Origin of the sequence: Pseudomonas sp. NPDC096925 (assembly GCF_044762545.1) — a bacterium.
GTDB lineage: Bacteria > Pseudomonadota > Gammaproteobacteria > Pseudomonadales > Pseudomonadaceae > Aquipseudomonas.
Genome location: NZ_JBIWEM010000011.1, coordinates 41,548 through 58,472, shown reverse-complemented (window position 1 = coordinate 58,472; position 16,925 = coordinate 41,548). Strand labels below are relative to the sequence as shown.

Here is a 16,925-nt window from a genome sequence, read left to right as displayed (position 1 = left end):
GGTGAATGTGGGGGTGCCAGACAATCTGCTGCGAGGAAGACACATTGTCCTGAATCAGGTGACAGTCGTGCTGGCTCTTCGCGGGTTCACCCGCGAAGAGGCCGGCACAGGAAATCTGCATACTCAACTGCCACCAAACTGCGCCCGATACTGCGCCGGCGTCATGCCAATCCGCTCGCAGAACACCTTTCTCATGTGCCGGTCACTGCCAAACCCGCACTGCGCCGCCACCACCTTCAACGGAAGGTCGCTGCCTTCCAGCAGCTTGCGCGCCCTGTCGATCCGCGCATTCTGCACGTACTGCAGCGGCGTGATCCCCACCTCGCGCTGAAAGGTACGGGCAAAGTTGCGCCCGCTCATGGCCACCAGGTCGGCCATCTTCTGTACGGTGAAGGCTTGCTCGATATGGTCGACGATATACGCCTGCACCCGGGCAATCGGCGAATCGTCCCGCGGTATAGCCGCCAGCAGTGGCCCGTAAGGTGTTTGCCCGCCCTGGCGATGGCGGGCGACCAGCAACACCTTGGCCACTTCCAGGGCCAGCGCCTTGCCGTGATCCTCGGCCACCACCGCCAGTGCCAGGTCGATGCCAGCGGTGATGCCGCCCGAGGTAATCAGGCAGCGATCGATCACGTAGATCTGCTCGGTCTCGACCTTGGCCTCGGGGAACGCCTGTGTCAGGCGTTCCAGGTAGTTCCAGTGGGTGGTGCAGCGATAGCCATCCAGCAGCCCGGCCCTGCCCAGCAGGAATACCCCGGTGCAGATGGCGCCGAAGCGTCTGGCCCGGCGCACGGCCTGGGGCAGCCAGCGCTCGATGCCTGGCAGGGCGATGTCATAGGCCCCTGGGCCGCCTGGCACCAGCAACAGGTCGACGGCCTCCGGCAAGTCCTCCAGGCGCAGGTCGGCTACCACTTTCAGTCCGCATGAGCCGCGCACCGCCGTTTGCCCCTCGGCCAAGGTCAGCAACCGGTATTGCCGCTCGGCAGGCAAGAACCGGTTGGCGATGGCGAAGGCATCCATGGGGCCGGTGACATCCAGCAACAGCACATCATTGAACAGCACCATGGCCACGGTGCGGTGGGCGGATTTTTCCTGCATGGCTCTTTTGCCTTGAATGCCGGCCGCCATTAGCGGCCTGAAGCTGAATACGAAACGCATCTTAAGGTATCGGCAAAACGGCCAGGGCCAGCAGTGCACAATTCACAACTATTCAGGTTTGGCTCAGGACTTTGTCATGTGCCGGGGGCGAGACTTTCTGCATTGAACAGGAGAGTCGCCATGCACCCCGGGAAGCCCCAAGCGCCGCAGCAAACCGTCGGCGCACTGACGCCTGCGCGGTTGCGCCGGGCCAAGGAACTGATGCTGCACAGCTCGTTGTCAATCATCGAAATCGCCGGGGTATGCAACCTCACCCGTAGTCACTTCTCCCGTGCGTTCAAGGTCAACACTGGCCTATCGCCCCAGGCCTGGCGCCTGCTGGCGCGCATGGAAAAGGCCAAGCGCCTGCTTGCCACCGAGGCGCCGATCACCCACGTGAGCCTGGAATGCGGCTTCTGCGATCAGGCCCATTTCACCCGTGCCTTCAGCCGCCTGGTCGGCCAGCCGCCCAAGGCCTGGCGTCAGGCGCAGGTCCACCCTTAAGCCGAACCTATCCGCCGGTATAGCCCCTTGTAGACAGTGCCGGCCCGTTTTCCCAACCCAAGGAGTCACCCCGATGAGCCAACCCGATTACAAGCGCCTGAACAAAGACGACGCAGTGGTGCTGCTGGTCGACCACCAGACCGGCCTGATCTCGCTGGTGCAGGACTTCTCGCCCAACGAGTTCAAGAACAACGTGCTGGCCCTGGGCGATCTGGCCAAGTTCTTCGGCCTGCCGACCATCCTCACCACCAGCTTCGAGCAAGGCCCGAACGGCCCGCTGGTGCCCGAGCTGAAAGAGATGTTCCCGGATGCGCCCTACATTGCCCGCCCTGGCCAGATCAACGCCTGGGACAACGAAGACTTCGTCAAGGCGATCAAGGCCACTGGCCGCAAGCAGCTGATCATCGCCGGCGTGGTGACCGATGTGTGCGTGGCGTTCCCGACCCTGTCGGCGCTGGCAGAAGGTTTTGAAGTGTTCGTGGTGACCGATGCTTCGGGCACCTTCAACGAAACCGTGCAGCAGGCGGCCTGGGTGCGCATGACCCAGGCGGGTGCACAGATGATGAACTGGTTCTCGGTGGCCTGTGAGCTGCACCGCGACTGGCGCAACGACATCGAAGGGCTGGGTAACCTGCTGTCGCAGCGCATTCCCAACTACCGCAACCTGATGAACAGCTATGCGGCCTTGAGCGCCCGTTGATGTGAACCTGTACCGGCCTCTTCGCGGGCACGCCCGCTCCCACAGGAACCGTGCAGTTTTCAGGCTGTGCACTCTCCCTGTGGGAGCGGGTTAACCCGCGAAAGGGCCGGTACAGGCTCAGGAAGGATTCACAGGCAGCGTAAAGCGAATCCGGCACCCGCCCAGCTCCGACACCAGCGCCTGCAACTCCCCTCCATGGGCCTGCACCACCGAGCTGCAGATTGCCAAACCCATCCCCATGCCGCCGATCTTGGTGGTATGAAACGCATCGAACACCCGCTCACGCTCATCCGCAGCTATCCCCGGCCCGTTGTCGTCCACGCAGACCTCCACATCATCCCCGACCACCGCCAACGCAATGCGCAGCACCCCATCGCTGCGATACCCCGCCAGCGCCTCCAGGCCATTGGTAATCAGGTTGAACACCAACTGCTGCAACTGCACCGGGTCGGCCATCACGCTCACCCCTGCCTGCAACCGCGTCTGCACGTCCACCGTGCCCTTGGCGGCATCGGCCGAGGTCAGGCGCACCACTTCGCGGATCAGTTCGTCCAGCTTCACCGCCTTGAGTTGCATTGGTGACTGCTTGGCCAGTGAGCGCAGCGCACGCACGATGTTGGCGGCCCGTTCGCTGTCGTTGCGGATGTCCTCCAGACCGGCAATCGCCTCTTCCAGGTCGGGCTTGGCGCGCTTCAGCCAGCGCAGGCTGGCAGCGGCGTTGGAAGCGATGCCCAGCAGCGGCTGGCTGATCTCGTGTGCGATGGACGCCGACAGCTCGTTCATCACCTGCAGTTGTGCGGCGCGCGCCAACTCCGCGCGGGAGCGGCGCAACTCGGCCTCCATCTGGGCGCGGGTCTGGTTGTCTTCGGCCAGGCGCGTGTAGAACTTGGCAGTCTGCAGCGACACTGCCGCCTGCGAGGCGAGAATTTCCAGCATGGCCAGGCGCTGGCCACCGAACAGGTTCGGCACCAGGCGGTTTTCCAGGTACACCAGGCCGATCAGCACGCCCTGGATCACCAGCGGCAGGCATAGCACCGAACGGGCGTTGCGCGCCTGCAGCTGCTCGCGGAAGGCCTCGGGGCAATCGCGCTGGGCATCATTGAGCACCAGCGGCTTCTTGGTGCGCATGGTGGCGTTGACGATCGACAGCGGCGCCTGGGTCATGAACTTCTGGCAGTCGTCCATGCTTACGTGCAGCCCGCCGTCGTCGATGTGGGCGAGGGCAGCCATCTGGAATTCGGCGCCGCTGACGATCAACAGCGCACCATGATCGGCGCCGGAGTGCTGGGTCAGGTGGCCCATCAGGGTTTCGATCAGGCCTTCAAGCAGCACTTCCTCGGACAGTGCCCGTGCTGCTTCGATGCCGACTTCCAGGTCGAGCTTGGCCTGGTGGGTGGCGCGGTAGGTTTCCTGGATCGGCTGGGTGCGCAGGAACGGGTGCAAAGCCTCCAGCTGGTGCACCTTGCCGGTCGCGCCCCAGATATGGAAACAGTCACGGGCAATACGCAGGTGCAGGTTGGCGCCGGAGATCAGGCCGCTGGGGATGCACACCTCGGCCAGCTGTTCGTGGGCCAGCGCCTGCTCGTGGATGAAACCGGCGGCGGTGGCGGCGATCTGTGCCTGGTCGAAGCAGCGGATGGCGGCCAGGCCGTCGCCCTCGAGCTTGGCGATCACGCCTTCGATCAGCAACAGCTTGTTGCGGAAGGTGGCCGGGTTGAAGCTGGCCCAGCGGTCGAAGCGCTCGCGCAGGGCCTGCAGCTCGCGCAGCTTGTCGGCCAGGCTGCCAGCGGCCTCGGGGCTGCCCAGGGCCAGGCCGCGGAACAGGTGATAGTCGGCCAGGTTGATGTGCGCCGGTGCCGCCCAGGTGTTGTCTCCGGCCAGTGCCAGGTTGCGCATGGCCTGCGGGATATTGCCCAGATAGAAGGCGCTCATGCCGGCCAGCAGGTACTGGAAGAACCGCGTGGTGGGCGATTTCGAGACTGCGCCCGCGGCCGGGCAGGGCGTGCCGCTCAAGTTGGCGATGAATGCTTGCTGGGCCTGCAGGATCTGCTCGATATCGCGGTAGCCATGGCGGCGTACGGTGGCCAGGCCTTGCGCCACTTCCTCGACCACGTCCGGCAGGCAGCGGCCCATGAACAGCGAGTCGGAAACCAGGTGGTTGCAGGCATAGCAGCTCATCGCCAGGTCGCCGCTCAGGCGCACCGAGTCGACCGCGTCCAGCGCGGTGCGGCGGGCGAACTCCATGGGCGAGGTCCAGGCGCTGACCTGGTCCAGGGCCAGTAGCGCGCTGGTCAGGTCGGCCTCGAAACCGTGCCGCTCGATCAGCTTGAGCGCGGCCAGGCAACAGGCATGGCCGTCATGGTAGGCGCCGAAATGCTCGGCAATCATCACCCCGTACCAGGCCATGCCGTAGGTGCTGCCCGGGGCAACGCCGTGCAGCAGCGACAGCTCCATGAGCTTGGCCAGGTGCAGGAAGCAGATGTCGTCCTTTACGAAAAACGATGACGACAGGGTGGCCAGCAGGCTGATCGCAACCGTCACTTCCTCCGAATCGGTGCACGGCAGCGACTCCAGGCAGTGCCGGCCTTTCTGTTCGACCAGCGCCTGTACCCGGGCATGACTGGCTTCGATCTGTTGCCAGTCGCCCCCCCGCACCGGGCTTGTACCCAGCAAGTCCAGGCCGGAGAGGGCGCTGTCGATGGCCGCCTGATAGTCGCCGCGCAAGGTGTACAGCAGAGCCTGCAGCCGGCACACCCGCGCCTGGTCCAGCGCCGAGCGTGCGCGCTGGCGGCATTCAGTGATGCGGGCCTCGGCCGCGATCATTCGCGACAGTTGCATGTCGCACTCCGTCGCCATGCAGGCGATGGCAAAGCCATGCGTGGCGCGGCTTTCCAACGTGGCGCCGTGGTGCAGCAACTGCTCGGCCGTATGCAGGTAGCCAGCGGCCTGCTCGAAGGCGCCGTCGTCGCGGGCGCGTGATGCTGCTTCGCGTAAAAGCTGCAGGAACGCTTCGCAGTCGTCCGCTGCAAACCCGTATGGGCTGGCGCGTTGCAGCTGGTTGGCGAGCTCGAACAGCACCTCGTGCAAGTCATCTTGCCAGGCGTGGCGCATGGCCAGGGCAATATGTGCATGCAGCGAGGCACGCTCGCGCTCGGGCGTGAGAGCGTACGCGGCCTCCATCACCCGTTCGTGGGCGAAGCCCAGGCCGTTCTGGCCCGGTTGCAGGAAACCCGCGCCAATCAAGGCTTTCAACGGTTCGCCGGGCACTTTGGCGAGGACTTGGTGAAGCAGGCGTTCATCGCAACGGCTGCCCGCAGCGCCAGCCACCCGCAGCAGGTCGCGCTGCGGTGCCGGCAGGCGCGCCAGGCGGTGGATCAGCAGGTCGGCGACATTGTCGGAATAGCGATGGCGGGCCACGGCCTGCAGGCACCATGACCAGCGCATGGCCTGGGTGTCGAAGGTGAACAGCTGGTCCTCGACCATGGCCCGGAGGATCTGATTGATGAAGAACGGGTTGCCCGCCGTCTTGCCGTGCACCAGTTCGGCCACCTGAAATGCGTCCTCGGGGCCGACGTGGTAGCGCTCACCGATCAGCTCGGTTACCGCCCCAACGCCCAGGGGCTGCAGGTTCAGTGTGGTGCTGCGCACCGTTGCTGGTAGGGCAAGGGGTGTACTGCCGGCTGGCGCATCATTGCGCCGGGCGAAGATCAGCAACAGGTTGCCGGGTGCGTGAGCGAGCAGTTGCGCCAGCAGCTGCTGGCTGGCGTCGTCGGCCCACTGCAGGTCATCGAAGAACAGCACCAGCGGCTGGCCGGGGCGGCTGAACACCTGCAGGAATTCGACGATCGCGCGCTGCTCCTTCTGCAGTGCCAGGCGCGTGGGCTTGGCCGGCAGATCGGGCAGGGGGCCGAGGATCAGGTGCAGGTCTGGCGCCAGCTTGCCGAGCAGCCGGCCATGGCCTTTGATGCGGCGCAGGATCTCGCGGCGCAGGGTGTCGAGGTCCTGGCTGTTCTTGGCCAGCAACTGGGTGGTCAGCGCGCCGAGAATTTCGACCCAGGGCGCGTAGGACACGGACTGGGCAACGCTGTTGCACTTGCCGATGGCCCAGTAGCCTTTGGCGTTGGCCTTGAGAGCTGCCTCGACCAGGCTCGACTTGCCCATGCCGGCGGCGCCGTTGATGAACAGGGCATGTGGATTGCTGTCGCGGCGCAGGGCCTTGAGCAGCATGGCAATGGCTTTCTGTTCGGCGCAGCGGCCATACAGGCGTGCACGGCTGGGCGTGACCGGGTCGGCACAGCCTGGTTCGAAGGCCTCCATGGTCTTGCTGGCATCCCACTGCCGCTGGCAGTGGGCCAGGTCCACCGCCAGGGCGCGGGCACTCTGGTAGCGGGCGTCCGGCTCTTTGGCCAAGGCCTTGGCCAGGATTCGGCTGAGGGGTTGCGGCACATTGCTGTCCACTTCGCAGGCCGCCCGCGGCTGCACGCCGGCATGCAGCTGGCGCCAGTGCTGGGTGTCGCGCCCGGCCAGCGGCAGTTCGCCCAGCAGTAGCTGGTAGAGGATCGCGCCCAGGGCATAGATGTCGCTGCGTCGGTCGCTGCTGCTGCCATGCGGGCAGACCTGTTCCGGCGCCAGGTACGCCCAGTTGCCGAGCGGGGTGCCCTGTTCGCTGATAAGCTCCGCCGGGTCGGCGCGAAAGCAGCCCAGCCGCACTCGCTGATTGGCGTGCAGACACACATGCTCGGGCTGCAGCGCGCCGTGCAGTACATTGCGTTCGTGCGCCTGGGCCAAGGCATTGGCCGCGTTCACCGCGATCTCGAGAAACGGCGCCAGGGCCGTCGGGCCTTCAGCGATCAGGTCAGCGAGGGAGCGGTCGGCCGGGTACACCAGCAGCGGGCCTTCGGCCGAACGTACGAACGCCGAGGGGATCACCGCCCACTGCGGGTCCAGTTGCAGGCGGTAGTCACGCTCCAGGCGCTGGCAGGCGGCTGGGGCCTCGCGCGGGGCGCGTACGGCTATCCAGGCCTGGTGGGTGGCAGGGTCTTGAAGACGGAAGTAGCTGAGCTCACCTTCCTGGCCGAGCGCGCTGATATCGCACCGGTTCAGCCAGCCCTCATCCACCGACTGGTCGTAATCGATGGGCCTGTGGGCAAGGCGTTCATCGAGCATAAAGCACCCCCTGCTAGCGACATCATGAAGCGCGAGTATACGCAGCCGGCCCAGTACGGATGCGGGCTGCAGCCGGCCTGGCAGGAACGGGCACGCTGTTGTCCGTTATCGTCCCCTGGGGGCTGGCGGGCTTTTGTATAGTCCTCAAGCCAACCTATCCCTCGGGATAATTGTCTGAATGCGTACGCAGGCCTAGGCTGGCGGGGCTGCGAATACGCCTGTGCCCGCGCGAGGAAGCCATGATCCGAATCGGTAATGCCCAGGTGTCGCTGGAGCGGCGCGAAGCCTTTGTTGACGGCAAACCGGTCCTGTTGGGCGGGCGTGCCTTCGAGGTGCTGGCCACGCTGATCAGGGCCAATGGCCGGGTGGTCGGCAAGGAGGAATTCTTCAGCCAGGTATGGGCCGGCACGGTGGTCGAGGACAACAACTTGCAGGTGCAGGTGTCTTTGCTGCGCAAGGCCTTTGGCGACCGCGGCCTGATCCAGACCGTGCCGCGCCGGGGCTACCGCCTGGCCGCCGAGATCAGCCTCGAAGTACCTGGCAAGGCGCTGGACAAGTCGCCGTTGTGCGCTGTGGCCGACACTGTCGAGCTGTTCGATGAGCGCTTGAACGTGCCGGTGCTGGTGGTGGATGACGACCCGTCGGTGCGCACGGCGTTGGGCCGTCTGCTGCGCTCGCAGGACATCCCGCATCATTTGTTCGCCAGTGCCGAGGCACTGTTCGAGGCCCGCCTGGAAACCCCCTATGCCTGCCTGTTGCTGGACATGCACCTGCCCGATACCAGCGGCCTGGAGGTGCAGGACGCGCTGCGCCGGCTGGCGCTGCCCTGGCCGATCGTGTTCATGACCGGCTTCGGTACCATCCCGATGACCGTCCAGGCCATGCGCGCCGGGGCCGTGGAGTTCCTGACCAAGCCGTTCGACGAAGACCAGCTGCTGACACTGTTGCAGGCGGTGCGCACGAGTGCCGTGGCCGAAGGGCGCAAGTGGCGTCATGCGCGGCAGGTCGAGGAAAAATATCAGCGCCTGACCCAGCGCGAGCGCCAGGTGTTCTCGTTGGTGGTCGGCGGCCTGTCGCACAAGCAGATCGCCAGGCAGATCGGCACCAGCGAGGTGACGACCAAGGTGCACAAGAAGAACATCATGAACAAGATGCAGTCCCGTTCACTGCTGGAGCTGGTGGCCATGCACAACGTCATCGGATTGCAGCCTGAGGGCCTGGGCGGCGCATGAGCAGAGCGGTGTGCATCGTCGACGACGATGCGTCGGTGCGCAAAAGCCTGGCCAACCTGCTGCGTTCGGCAGGGCTCGAGACTTTGTCGTTCGCTGCGGGGGACCTGTTCCTGGCCTCGGCATTGGCACGGCAGGCGGGGTGTGTGCTGCTCGATCTGAAGATGCCTGGGATGAGCGGGCTGGCGGTGCAACGCGAGCTGGCCCGGCTGGGGTGGGGGTTGCCGGTGATCTGCATGTCGGCGCATTGGGATGAAGGGGCGGTGCGGGCGGCGATGGCGCTTGGGGCACTGGTGTGCCTGGGCAAGCCATTTTCCGAAGAGGTGCTGCTGAAGGTGGTTGAGGATGCTTTGGTGGGTAGCCAGTGAAGCCTGTAGCGGCCCTTTCGCGGGTGAACCCGCTCCCACAGGTACTGCGCTGGTCTCAAGAACTGTGCAGTACCTGTGGGAGCGGGCAAGCCCGCGAAGAGGCCGATAGCTTCAACCGCCATCTCAGCACACTTGCGCAATCAATATGCTTGTAGCGAGGTAATGCTCGCCGCAATCTAACTGCTCCCTGGCCGGTACTGCAGCGCCTCGGCAAGATGCGCCCGGCCAATTGCCTGGCTACCCTCCAGATCCGCCAGCGTTCGCGCCACCTTCAGCAACCGGTGTGCCGCGCGCAACGACAGGGACAGCCGCTCACAGGCCCCCTCCAGCCAAGCCTGGTCCGCCGCCGCCAACCCACAATGGCGGCGCAATCCCTCAAGGTCGAGAAACGCATTCGCACACCCCTGCCGCCGCTGTTGCACTTCGCGCGCTTCGGCCACCTTGGCCGCGACATCGGCACTGGTCTCGCCGCAGGGCTGGTTGTTCAGCGTGGTGCTCTCCCGGGCCACGGTCAGGTGCAGGTCGATACGGTCCAGCAGCGGCCCGGACAGCTTGTTGCGATACCGCGCGATCTGCTCGGTGCTGCAGCGGCAGCGGCCGGTAGGGTCGCCCAGGTAGCCACAAGGGCAGGGGTTCATTGCCGCCACCAGTTGGAAACGTGCGGGGAAACGCACCTTGTCGCGGGCCCGGGCAATCACAATCTCGCCCGACTCCAACGGCTCACGCAACACTTCCAGCACCCGCCGCTCGAATTCCGGCAGTTCATCCAGGAACAGCACCCCATGGTGGGCGAGGGTGATTTCGCCCGGTTGCGGCCGGCTGCTGCCGCCGACCAGCGCCGGGCCGGAAGCGGAGTGGTGCGGATGGCGAAAAGGACGCTGCGGCCAACTGCTCAGTGGCGTATGGCCGCTGACCGACTGGATCGCCGCCACTTCCAGTGCTTCGTGCTCGTCCAGCGGTGGCAGCAGCCCCGGCAGGCGGCTGGCGAGCAAGGTCTTGCCGGTACCGGGAGGCCCGGTGAACAGCAGGTTGTGCGCCCCGGCCGCCGCTAGCAGCAGTGCGCGCTTGGCTGCCAGTTGGCCCTGCACCTCGCTCAGGTCCGGGTACGGGCGTTGCTGCAGGATCAGCCCGTTGGCGGCATACGGCGGCAACGGCACCTGGCCGTTCAGATGGGCGACCAGCTCCAGCAGATGCCCCACCGCATACACCACCAGCCCGCCTGCCAGGCTGGCTTCCTCGGCGTTCTCCCGTGGCACCACCAGCGCCCGGCCGGCTTCGCGTGCCGCCAGTGCCGCGGGCAACACGCCCTGCACCGGGCGCAAGTTGCCAGACAGCGCCAGTTCACCCAGGCATTCGACTTCGGCAAGGGTGGCCGTTGGCACCTGGCCATCGGCGGCGAGAATGCCCAGGGCAATGGCCAGGTCATAGCGCCCGCCATCCTTGGGCAGGTCGGCGGGGGCGAGGTTCTGGGTGATGCGCCGCTGCGGGTAGTTCAGGCCTGAGTTGACGATGGCGCTGCGTACCCGGTCCTTGCTCTCTTTGACCGTGGTTTCCGGCAGGCCGACCAGGGTGAGATGGGGCAGGCCGTTGGCCAGGTGGGTTTCGACGCTGACGGCTGGTGCCTGCACGCCCACCTGGGCGCGGCTGTGGACGAGGGCTAGGGACATGGACGCTCCGTTGTCGCTGAACAGGGCCGCTTCCTGCGGCTTTGCAAGCATAGCGAGGGCGGCCCGGGTCGGCGCAAGAAGTGTGCGTCGTAGTTTTTCAGGCAGGGGTTGCCCCCTGCATTCTCACCCCGTTGGGTTCGTGCCTGCTGCACGCCCGAAGAACTCAGGCGCGGACATAAACCCAGGCGGTCAGGCCCGAAGCGAGGGTGACGGCCACGCGCTTGTAGTCGGCGACTTCATAGCGGTCCGCTGCCGCCAGCTCTTCTTCGCTGATCTGGAAGACCATGCCGGCCACGCTGTCGTCGGCCTGGCTGCTGGGGGTAACGATAGGGTGATGGGACTTGCCGCTGGCTGCCAGCACGGCCGGGTCGGTGATCTCGACCCAGTCCTGGCGGTAGCCCAGCATGCGGTCGGCCTGCCCGCTCAGTTCGCGGCCGAAGTTGGCCAGTTGCACGGCCTTGTCCTGCAGGGTGCCGTAGGAAAACAACAATACCGGGTAAGCGCTGGAGGGCTGCATTCACTCATCCTGTGGGGTCGGGTCAAGCCGGGCTTCCAGCTCGGCTACTTGTTTTTCCAGGGCCTCGAGGCGTGCACGGGTGCGCGCCAGTACGACCATCTGGCTGTCGAATTCTTCGCGGCTCACCAGGTCCAGCTTGCTGAAGGCACCCTGCATCAGCACCTTGAACTGGCTTTCCAGTTCGGCGCGGGGCTGGGCGGTATCACTGCTGAACAGGCGCGAGGCCTGGTCGCTCAGGGCGTCGAGAAGGGCTTTGGGCGCAAGCATGGGGCTGTCCACTGAAACTGAGAAATGGCCGGCAGTGTAGCACGGGCGACACTGGCACCAGATTGCACATTGTTCCCACAAATAGCATGCGCCCTCGCCACGCAGTTGCACATTTTTCGAGCAACGCGTCAGGTGGGTGTGCACCGAAATTGTGCATGTTTTCCATGCTGGCGACTGGCCAATCCCGACCAAATCACATAACTCGCTGTTTTCCCGTGCGTTGGCAGAACTGGCAAGGTTTCTGCAATGACCCGTATGAGCCATGCACTGATGCAGTTCCTTGTGACCAGGCAGTGCGCACGCGGAGCCGGATGCCGACGACGCGTTACAAAGCCAAGCGCTGCGCTTAGACTTGAGACGGGTTTGTTTTCCTGGGGCAAGTCCACCAAATCGGGAGAGAGTTTCATGAAGCTAGTCACAGCCATCATCAAGCCGTTCAAGCTGGACGACGTGCGCGAGTCGCTGTCGGAAATCGGCGTGCAGGGCATCACCGTCACCGAAGTCAAAGGCTTCGGTCGGCAGAAGGGCCACACCGAGCTGTATCGCGGTGCTGAATACGTGGTCGATTTCCTGCCCAAGGTGAAGATCGATGTCGCCATCGATGACAAGGACCTTGATCGGGTAATCGAAGCCATCACCAAGGCAGCCAACACCGGCAAGATCGGTGACGGCAAGATTTTCGTGGTGAATCTGGAGCAGGCGATCCGTATCCGTACCGGCGAAACCGATACCGACGCGATCTAAGCAGCAACAAAGCCTCACCAAACCCAACGCCCCAGGAGAAAACAACATGACTCTGCGTAAGATCGCAGGGCTAGGAGCCCTATTGTCCCTCGTAATGCCCGGGCTTGCCCTGGCCGAGGAAGCTGCCCCAGCGCTGAACTCCGGCGACACCGCCTGGATGCTGACCGCAACGGCGCTGGTGCTGTTCATGACCATTCCGGGCCTGGCCCTGTTCTATGGCGGTATGGTGCGTTCCAAGAACGTGCTGTCGGTGATGATGCAGTGCTTTGCGATCACTGGCCTGATGAGCATTCTCTGGGTCATCTACGGCTACAGCATGGCCTTCGATACCACCGGTATGGAAAAGGGCGTGCTCAACTTCAATTCCTTCGTCGGTGGCTTCTCCAAGGCGTTCCTCAGCGGCGTCACGCCCTCGAACCTGACCTCGGCTGCCGCACTGTTCCCTGAAGCGGTATTCATCACCTTCCAGATGACCTTCGCCATCATCACCCCGGCATTGATCGTCGGTGCCTTCGCCGAGCGCATGAAGTTCTCCGCGATGCTGGTGTTCATGGGCATCTGGTTCACCCTGGTCTATGCGCCGATCGCGCACATGGTCTGGAGCGGTGACGGTGCGTTGATGTGGGACTGGGGTGTGCTGGACTTCGCCGGCGGCACTGTAGTGCACATCAACGCCGGTATCGCTGGCCTGGTCTGCTGCCTGGTGCTGGGCAAGCGCAAGGGCTACCCGACCACCCCGATGGCCCCGCACAATCTGGGCTACACCCTGATGGGCGCGGCCATGCTGTGGATCGGCTGGTTCGGCTTCAACGCAGGCTCTGCCGCTGCCGCCAACGGCACCGCCGGCATGGCCATGCTGGTGACCCAGATCGCCACTGCCGCCGCGGCCCTGGGCTGGATGTTCGCCGAGTGGGTCGGCCACGGCAAACCGAGCGCCCTGGGCATCGCCTCGGGTGTGGTCGCCGGCCTGGTCGCCATCACCCCGGCTGCCGGCACCGTGGGCCCGATGGGCGCCCTGGTGATCGGCCTGGTCTCGGGCGTGATCTGCTACTTCTGCGCCACCAGCCTCAAGCGCAAGCTGGGCTATGACGACTCGCTGGACGCCTTCGGCGTGCACGGTGTCGGCGGTATCATCGGTGCCATCCTCACCGGCGTGTTCGCGGCACCGGCCCTGGGTGGCTTTGGCGCGGTCACCGACATCGGTGCCCAGGTCTGGATCCAGGCCAAGGGCGTGATCTTCACCGTGGTCTACACCGCCATCGTCACCTACGTGATCCTCAAGGTGCTGGATCTGGTGATGGGCCTGCGGGTCAGCGAAGAAGAAGAGTCGGTCGGCCTCGACCTGGCTCAGCATAACGAGCGCGGCTACAACCTGTAACTGCGGCGCGGTAAAAACTTGCCCGGCTTGCCGGGCATTTTTTTTGCCAGATTTTTAGCATTTCCCGCACGGCAAACGGTTTATCCGACACGTTCGCGACGTAGGCAGAAAACTTACAAAACGCAGAGCATTCATGGTGCTTTGTTTTTTCCGCTGGCGCGCTAGAATGCGCGCCGAAGGGTGTTTGACGAGTAGTCCACACGCTTCGCCAGCCTTTGCTAGGCTTGCCAATAGCGTGTGGCCAGCAGGGGCTAAAGGATTTGTCGGGTCCTGCCAGGAGCAGGGCCTGCCGGGTGCCGCCTCCCATCAGGAGCGCTGACCCAAGGGCAGTGGCCTAACCCACGGCCAGTTGATTTTTCACTGGTGGCTGCCGGTCTACGGCTGCACTGGTCTATAACTAACCTGCTTTTCGCAAGTCATGAGGTAGAACATGAGCGACGACGATCTGGAAAATGATGACCTCGAAGTAGGCGACGAAGACGAGGGCGATGAAGGCCTCGAAGCGGCAGCCGACGATGGCGCCGAAGACGCTGGCGATGACGACAGCAGCCCGGCACCCGTTGCCAAGGGCAAATCCAAGGCGGCGGTCTCGGTAGACGAGATGCCGAGCATGGAAGCCAAGCAGAAGGAGCGTGACGCCCTGGCCAAGGCCATGGAAGAGTTCCTCGCTCGCGGTGGCAAGGTTCAGGAAGTCGAGGCCAACGTGGTCGCCGACCCGCCCAAGAAGCCGGACAACAAGTACGGCAGCCGCCCTATCTGAGTGGCTGATCCAAAAAAGCCCGCCGTCGCTGCGGGCTTTTTTGTGCCTGTCGGTTTTGTTTTGCCTGTGCCGGCCTCTTCGCGGGTAAACCCGCTCCCACAGGGACGGCGCAGGACCTGAGGGCAGTGGTGAACCTGTGGGAGCGGGTTTACCCGCGAATGGGCCGCGCAGCGGCCCCTGTCAGCGCCAGCGCGCGAGGATGTCGGGCAACTGCGACAGGCGCTGGATCTCGGCATCCGGCGCCTGCTCGCCTACCCAGGGCTTGCCCAGGGGGTTGAACCACACCGCCCGCAGCCCGGCACGCTGGGCACCGGCGATGTCATCGCCGGGGTGGTCGCCAATGTGCACCGCCGCGCTGGCCTCCACGTCACCGCGGCGCAGGGCTTCGAGGAACGGCGCCGGGTCCGGCTTGCCGATGCCGAGATCCTCGGCACACAGGGCAAAGCGGAAATAATCCGCCAGCCCCAGCCGGCTCACGTCGGCATTGCCGTTGGTGACCACGCCCAGGGTGTAGTGATGGCGCAGGATCTCCAGCACCGGCTGCACCTCCGGGAAAATCTCTACCTGGTGGCGGGCATGCAAGAACACTTCGAAGCCTTCATTGGCCAGTTCCTGCGCATGCTTTTCGCTGTAGCCGACTTCTTCCAGTGCATGGAACAGCACCCGTCGGCGCAGGGCGCTGATACGGTGCTTCAGGCCGGGTTCGGCTTGCACCAGGCGCTCGCGGATGGCGAACAGGTGCTCCACCGGCACGCCGCCAAGGATTGGGGCGTTGGCTTCGAGCCAGTCGCGCAGCACGACTTCCGCGCTGGCGATTACCGGCGCGGTATCCCACAGGGTGTCGTCGAGGTCGAAAGTGATCAGCTTGATGCTCATGAGTCTGTGCCTTTGCTGCGTTTGGCCCGAGGGTGGGCGCTGTCGTACACCGCGGCCAGGTGCTGGAAGTCCAGGTGGGTGTAGATCTGCGTGGTGCCGATGTCGGCATGGCCGAGCATCTCCTGCACCGCGCGCAGGTCCTGGGACGATTCCAGCACATGGCTGGCGAAGGAGTGGCGGAGCATGTGCGGGTGCAGGTGCTGGCCCAGCTCGCGCTCACCGGCTGCTTTCACCCGTTGTTGAACGGCCCTTGGGCTGATGCGGTTGCCCTGGCGGGTGATGAACACTGCGCGGTCGCGCGGGTTGCCGATGCCGCGCAGGCGGTACCATGCCTGCAAGGCCTCGCGGGCCTTGCGGCCAACCGGTAGCACGCGGGCTTTGCCGCCCTTGCCCAGCACCTGCACCAGGCCGGCGGCGAGGTCGAGGTGATCGAGGTCGAGGTTGGTCAGCTCGGACAGGCGCAGGCCCGACGAATAGAACAGCTCGAGGATAGCCTGGTCGCGACGGGCGATGAAGTCATCGTCGACCCCGCCATCAAGCAGTTGCAGGGCGCGGTCGGTATCCAGCACCTTGGGCAGCCGGCGTTCGCCCTTGGGCGCGCTCAGGCCGCTGGCCGGGTCGTGCTGGCACAGGCCTTCGCGGTTCAGGTAGCGGTACAGGCCGCGCACTGCCGACAGCAGCCGCGCCAGGCTGCGCGATGACTGGCCATGGTGGTGCTGGCGGGCGATCAGCTGGCGCAGCTGCTGAATCTGCAGCGCCTGCCAGCCGGCAATGCCGTGTTCCTTGCAGTAGGCGACGACCTTGTCCAGATCGCGACGGTAGCCCAGCAGGGTGTGCTCGGACACCTGGCGCTCATTGCGCAGGTGTGCGCAATAAGCCTCCAGCTGGCGTTCCATCAGCGTACCGGGCGCAGGGTCTGGGTAACGCGTGGCACAACGCGGCCAAGTACTTCGGCGATGTAGCCGAGGAACAGGGTGCCGACGCTGCTCTTGTAGTGTTGCGGGTCGCGGCTGCCGATCGCCAGCACCCCGTGCAGGCCCTGGTATTCCAGGGCAGCCACGGCGCTGGAGCCTACTTCCCGGCGCTGTTCTTCACCGAACAGGAAGGCCAGTTCGTGCTCGCGCAGGTTGCCGCTGACCGTCTTGCCGCCGCCCAGCAGGGCTCCGATGGCCTGCTGTGCTTCGGCGTTGCTGACCCAGCGCCCGACCGGCGCGACGTTTTCGCCGAACAGGATCAGGCTGACGAAGGGCACCTGGAATTCCTGGCGCAGGCTGTCTTCGACCGCCATCACCACTTCTTCCAGGTTGCCGGCGTCGAGCAGGTCGAGGATCAGCCGGCGGGTCTTGTCGAACAGCCGGTCGTTGTCGCGGGCTACATCCATCAGTTGCGACAGGCGGTGGCGCATCTCGATGTTGCGGTCGCGCAGCAGCTTGAGCTGGCGCTCCACCAGCGACACGCTGTCGCCACGCTGGTGGGGGATGCGCTGTTCGATCAGCAGCTCGTCGTGTTCGGCGAAGAAGGTGGGGTGGGCGCGCAGGTAGGCGACCACCGCTTCGGCATCGAGCTCAGCGGACTGCTGGGGTACAACCTGGGGCTGATCGGTCATGGCGGT

The 16,925-nt window shown here is 64.9% G+C and carries 15 protein-coding genes; 7 read left to right on the top strand and 8 right to left on the bottom strand.

The window, feature by feature from the left end:
- Positions 1 to 123: 123 nt before the first annotated feature.
- Entirely contained in the window at positions 124 to 1,098 is a 975-nt protein-coding gene (locus ACIQYU_RS24410) for a GlxA family transcriptional regulator (protein WP_207837537.1), read from the bottom strand.
- Between the two features lie 180 nt (positions 1,099 to 1,278).
- Between ACIQYU_RS24410 and ACIQYU_RS24405 the strand changes: the two genes are divergently transcribed.
- Both ACIQYU_RS24405 and ycaC read left to right on the top strand, forming a co-directional pair.
- Positions 1,279 to 1,641 (top strand): AraC family transcriptional regulator, encoded by a 363-nt coding sequence (locus ACIQYU_RS24405; RefSeq protein WP_207837534.1) that lies wholly within the window; start codon positions 1,279 to 1,281, stop codon positions 1,639 to 1,641.
- Between the two features lie 73 nt (positions 1,642 to 1,714).
- Complete coding sequence (gene ycaC / locus ACIQYU_RS24400; protein ID WP_004375560.1) at positions 1,715 to 2,341, top strand: isochorismate family cysteine hydrolase YcaC; 627 nt, start codon at positions 1,715 to 1,717, stop codon at positions 2,339 to 2,341.
- 117 nt (positions 2,342 to 2,458) lie between these two features.
- Here the strand turns inward: ycaC and ACIQYU_RS24395 are convergent, their stop codons facing one another.
- A complete protein-coding gene (locus tag ACIQYU_RS24395; RefSeq protein WP_402802522.1) occupies positions 2,459 to 7,507 on the bottom strand; it encodes an AAA family ATPase in 5,049 nt (1,682 codons plus the stop codon).
- A 239-nt stretch (positions 7,508 to 7,746) separates the two neighbouring features.
- Between ACIQYU_RS24395 and ACIQYU_RS24390 the strand changes: the two genes are divergently transcribed.
- Both ACIQYU_RS24390 and ACIQYU_RS24385 read left to right on the top strand, forming a co-directional pair.
- Complete coding sequence (locus ACIQYU_RS24390) at positions 7,747 to 8,739, top strand: response regulator (protein ID WP_402802520.1); 993 nt, start codon at positions 7,747 to 7,749, stop codon at positions 8,737 to 8,739.
- Positions 8,736 to 9,104: a response regulator transcription factor gene (locus ACIQYU_RS24385; RefSeq protein WP_207837528.1), complete on the top strand. Its 369-nt coding sequence runs from the start codon at positions 8,736 to 8,738 to the stop codon at positions 9,102 to 9,104. The genes ACIQYU_RS24390 and ACIQYU_RS24385 overlap by 4 nt, the downstream gene beginning before the upstream one ends.
- Positions 9,105 to 9,280: 176 nt before the next feature.
- Here the strand turns inward: ACIQYU_RS24385 and ACIQYU_RS24380 are convergent, their stop codons facing one another.
- The 3 genes from ACIQYU_RS24380 to ACIQYU_RS24370 form a co-directional block, all read right to left on the bottom strand.
- A complete protein-coding gene (locus ACIQYU_RS24380) occupies positions 9,281 to 10,771 on the bottom strand; it encodes a YifB family Mg chelatase-like AAA ATPase (RefSeq protein ID WP_063912194.1) in 1,491 nt (496 codons plus the stop codon).
- Positions 10,772 to 10,934: 163 nt separating this feature from the next.
- The gene (locus ACIQYU_RS24375) at positions 10,935 to 11,288 is read right to left on the bottom strand and encodes a gamma-glutamylcyclotransferase family protein (RefSeq protein ID WP_207837574.1); all 354 of its coding nucleotides are present in this window, start codon (positions 11,286 to 11,288) and stop codon (positions 10,935 to 10,937) included.
- Complete coding sequence (locus tag ACIQYU_RS24370) at positions 11,289 to 11,555, bottom strand: accessory factor UbiK family protein (RefSeq protein WP_207837577.1); 267 nt, start codon at positions 11,553 to 11,555, stop codon at positions 11,289 to 11,291.
- A 405-nt stretch (positions 11,556 to 11,960) separates the two neighbouring features.
- Between ACIQYU_RS24370 and glnK the strand changes: the two genes are divergently transcribed.
- From glnK to sutA, 3 genes are all read left to right on the top strand, one after another.
- The gene (gene glnK / locus ACIQYU_RS24365) at positions 11,961 to 12,299 is read left to right on the top strand and encodes a P-II family nitrogen regulator (protein ID WP_002555808.1); all 339 of its coding nucleotides are present in this window, start codon (positions 11,961 to 11,963) and stop codon (positions 12,297 to 12,299) included.
- 46 nt (positions 12,300 to 12,345) lie between these two features.
- Positions 12,346 to 13,677 carry an ammonium transporter gene (locus ACIQYU_RS24360; protein ID WP_207837580.1) on the top strand — a complete coding sequence of 444 codons (1,332 nt, stop codon included), beginning with the start codon at positions 12,346 to 12,348 and terminating at the stop codon, positions 13,675 to 13,677.
- 430 nt (positions 13,678 to 14,107) lie between these two features.
- Complete coding sequence (sutA, locus tag ACIQYU_RS24355) at positions 14,108 to 14,437, top strand: transcriptional regulator SutA (RefSeq protein WP_063912190.1); 330 nt, start codon at positions 14,108 to 14,110, stop codon at positions 14,435 to 14,437.
- A 180-nt stretch (positions 14,438 to 14,617) separates the two neighbouring features.
- Here the strand turns inward: sutA and ACIQYU_RS24350 are convergent, their stop codons facing one another.
- From ACIQYU_RS24350 to ACIQYU_RS24340, 3 genes are read right to left on the bottom strand one after another with little or no spacing between them, the layout of a single operon-like run.
- Positions 14,618 to 15,313: an HAD family hydrolase gene (locus tag ACIQYU_RS24350; protein ID WP_207837582.1), complete on the bottom strand. Its 696-nt coding sequence runs from the start codon at positions 15,311 to 15,313 to the stop codon at positions 14,618 to 14,620.
- Complete coding sequence (xerC, locus tag ACIQYU_RS24345; protein WP_025341073.1) at positions 15,310 to 16,209, bottom strand: tyrosine recombinase XerC; 900 nt, start codon at positions 16,207 to 16,209, stop codon at positions 15,310 to 15,312. The genes ACIQYU_RS24350 and xerC overlap by 4 nt, the downstream gene beginning before the upstream one ends.
- The gene (locus tag ACIQYU_RS24340; RefSeq protein WP_207837584.1) at positions 16,209 to 16,919 is read right to left on the bottom strand and encodes a DUF484 family protein; all 711 of its coding nucleotides are present in this window, start codon (positions 16,917 to 16,919) and stop codon (positions 16,209 to 16,211) included. The genes xerC and ACIQYU_RS24340 overlap by 1 nt, the downstream gene beginning before the upstream one ends.
- Between the last annotated feature and the right edge of the window lie 6 nt (positions 16,920 to 16,925).

Excerpts from the sequence above, each read along its gene's own strand:
- ACIQYU_RS24410 (WP_207837537.1), bottom strand. The coding sequence starts at position 1,098 with ATGCAGGAAAAATCCGCCCACCGCACCGTGGCCATGGTGCTGTTCAAT.
- ACIQYU_RS24405 (WP_207837534.1), top strand. The coding sequence starts at position 1,279 with ATGCACCCCGGGAAGCCCCAAGCGCCGCAGCAAACCGTCGGCGCACTG.
- ycaC (WP_004375560.1), top strand. The coding sequence starts at position 1,715 with ATGAGCCAACCCGATTACAAGCGCCTGAACAAAGACGACGCAGTGGTG.
- ACIQYU_RS24395 (WP_402802522.1), bottom strand. The coding sequence starts at position 7,507 with ATGCTCGATGAACGCCTTGCCCACAGGCCCATCGATTACGACCAGTCG.
- ACIQYU_RS24390 (WP_402802520.1), top strand. The coding sequence starts at position 7,747 with ATGATCCGAATCGGTAATGCCCAGGTGTCGCTGGAGCGGCGCGAAGCC.
- ACIQYU_RS24385 (WP_207837528.1), top strand. The coding sequence starts at position 8,736 with ATGAGCAGAGCGGTGTGCATCGTCGACGACGATGCGTCGGTGCGCAAA.
- ACIQYU_RS24380 (WP_063912194.1), bottom strand. The coding sequence starts at position 10,771 with ATGTCCCTAGCCCTCGTCCACAGCCGCGCCCAGGTGGGCGTGCAGGCA.
- ACIQYU_RS24375 (WP_207837574.1), bottom strand. The coding sequence starts at position 11,288 with ATGCAGCCCTCCAGCGCTTACCCGGTATTGTTGTTTTCCTACGGCACC.
- ACIQYU_RS24370 (WP_207837577.1), bottom strand. The coding sequence starts at position 11,555 with ATGCTTGCGCCCAAAGCCCTTCTCGACGCCCTGAGCGACCAGGCCTCG.
- glnK (WP_002555808.1), top strand. The coding sequence starts at position 11,961 with ATGAAGCTAGTCACAGCCATCATCAAGCCGTTCAAGCTGGACGACGTG.
- ACIQYU_RS24360 (WP_207837580.1), top strand. The coding sequence starts at position 12,346 with ATGACTCTGCGTAAGATCGCAGGGCTAGGAGCCCTATTGTCCCTCGTA.
- sutA (WP_063912190.1), top strand. The coding sequence starts at position 14,108 with ATGAGCGACGACGATCTGGAAAATGATGACCTCGAAGTAGGCGACGAA.
- ACIQYU_RS24350 (WP_207837582.1), bottom strand. The coding sequence starts at position 15,313 with ATGAGCATCAAGCTGATCACTTTCGACCTCGACGACACCCTGTGGGAT.
- xerC (WP_025341073.1), bottom strand. The coding sequence starts at position 16,209 with ATGGAACGCCAGCTGGAGGCTTATTGCGCACACCTGCGCAATGAGCGC.
- ACIQYU_RS24340 (WP_207837584.1), bottom strand. The coding sequence starts at position 16,919 with ATGACCGATCAGCCCCAGGTTGTACCCCAGCAGTCCGCTGAGCTCGAT.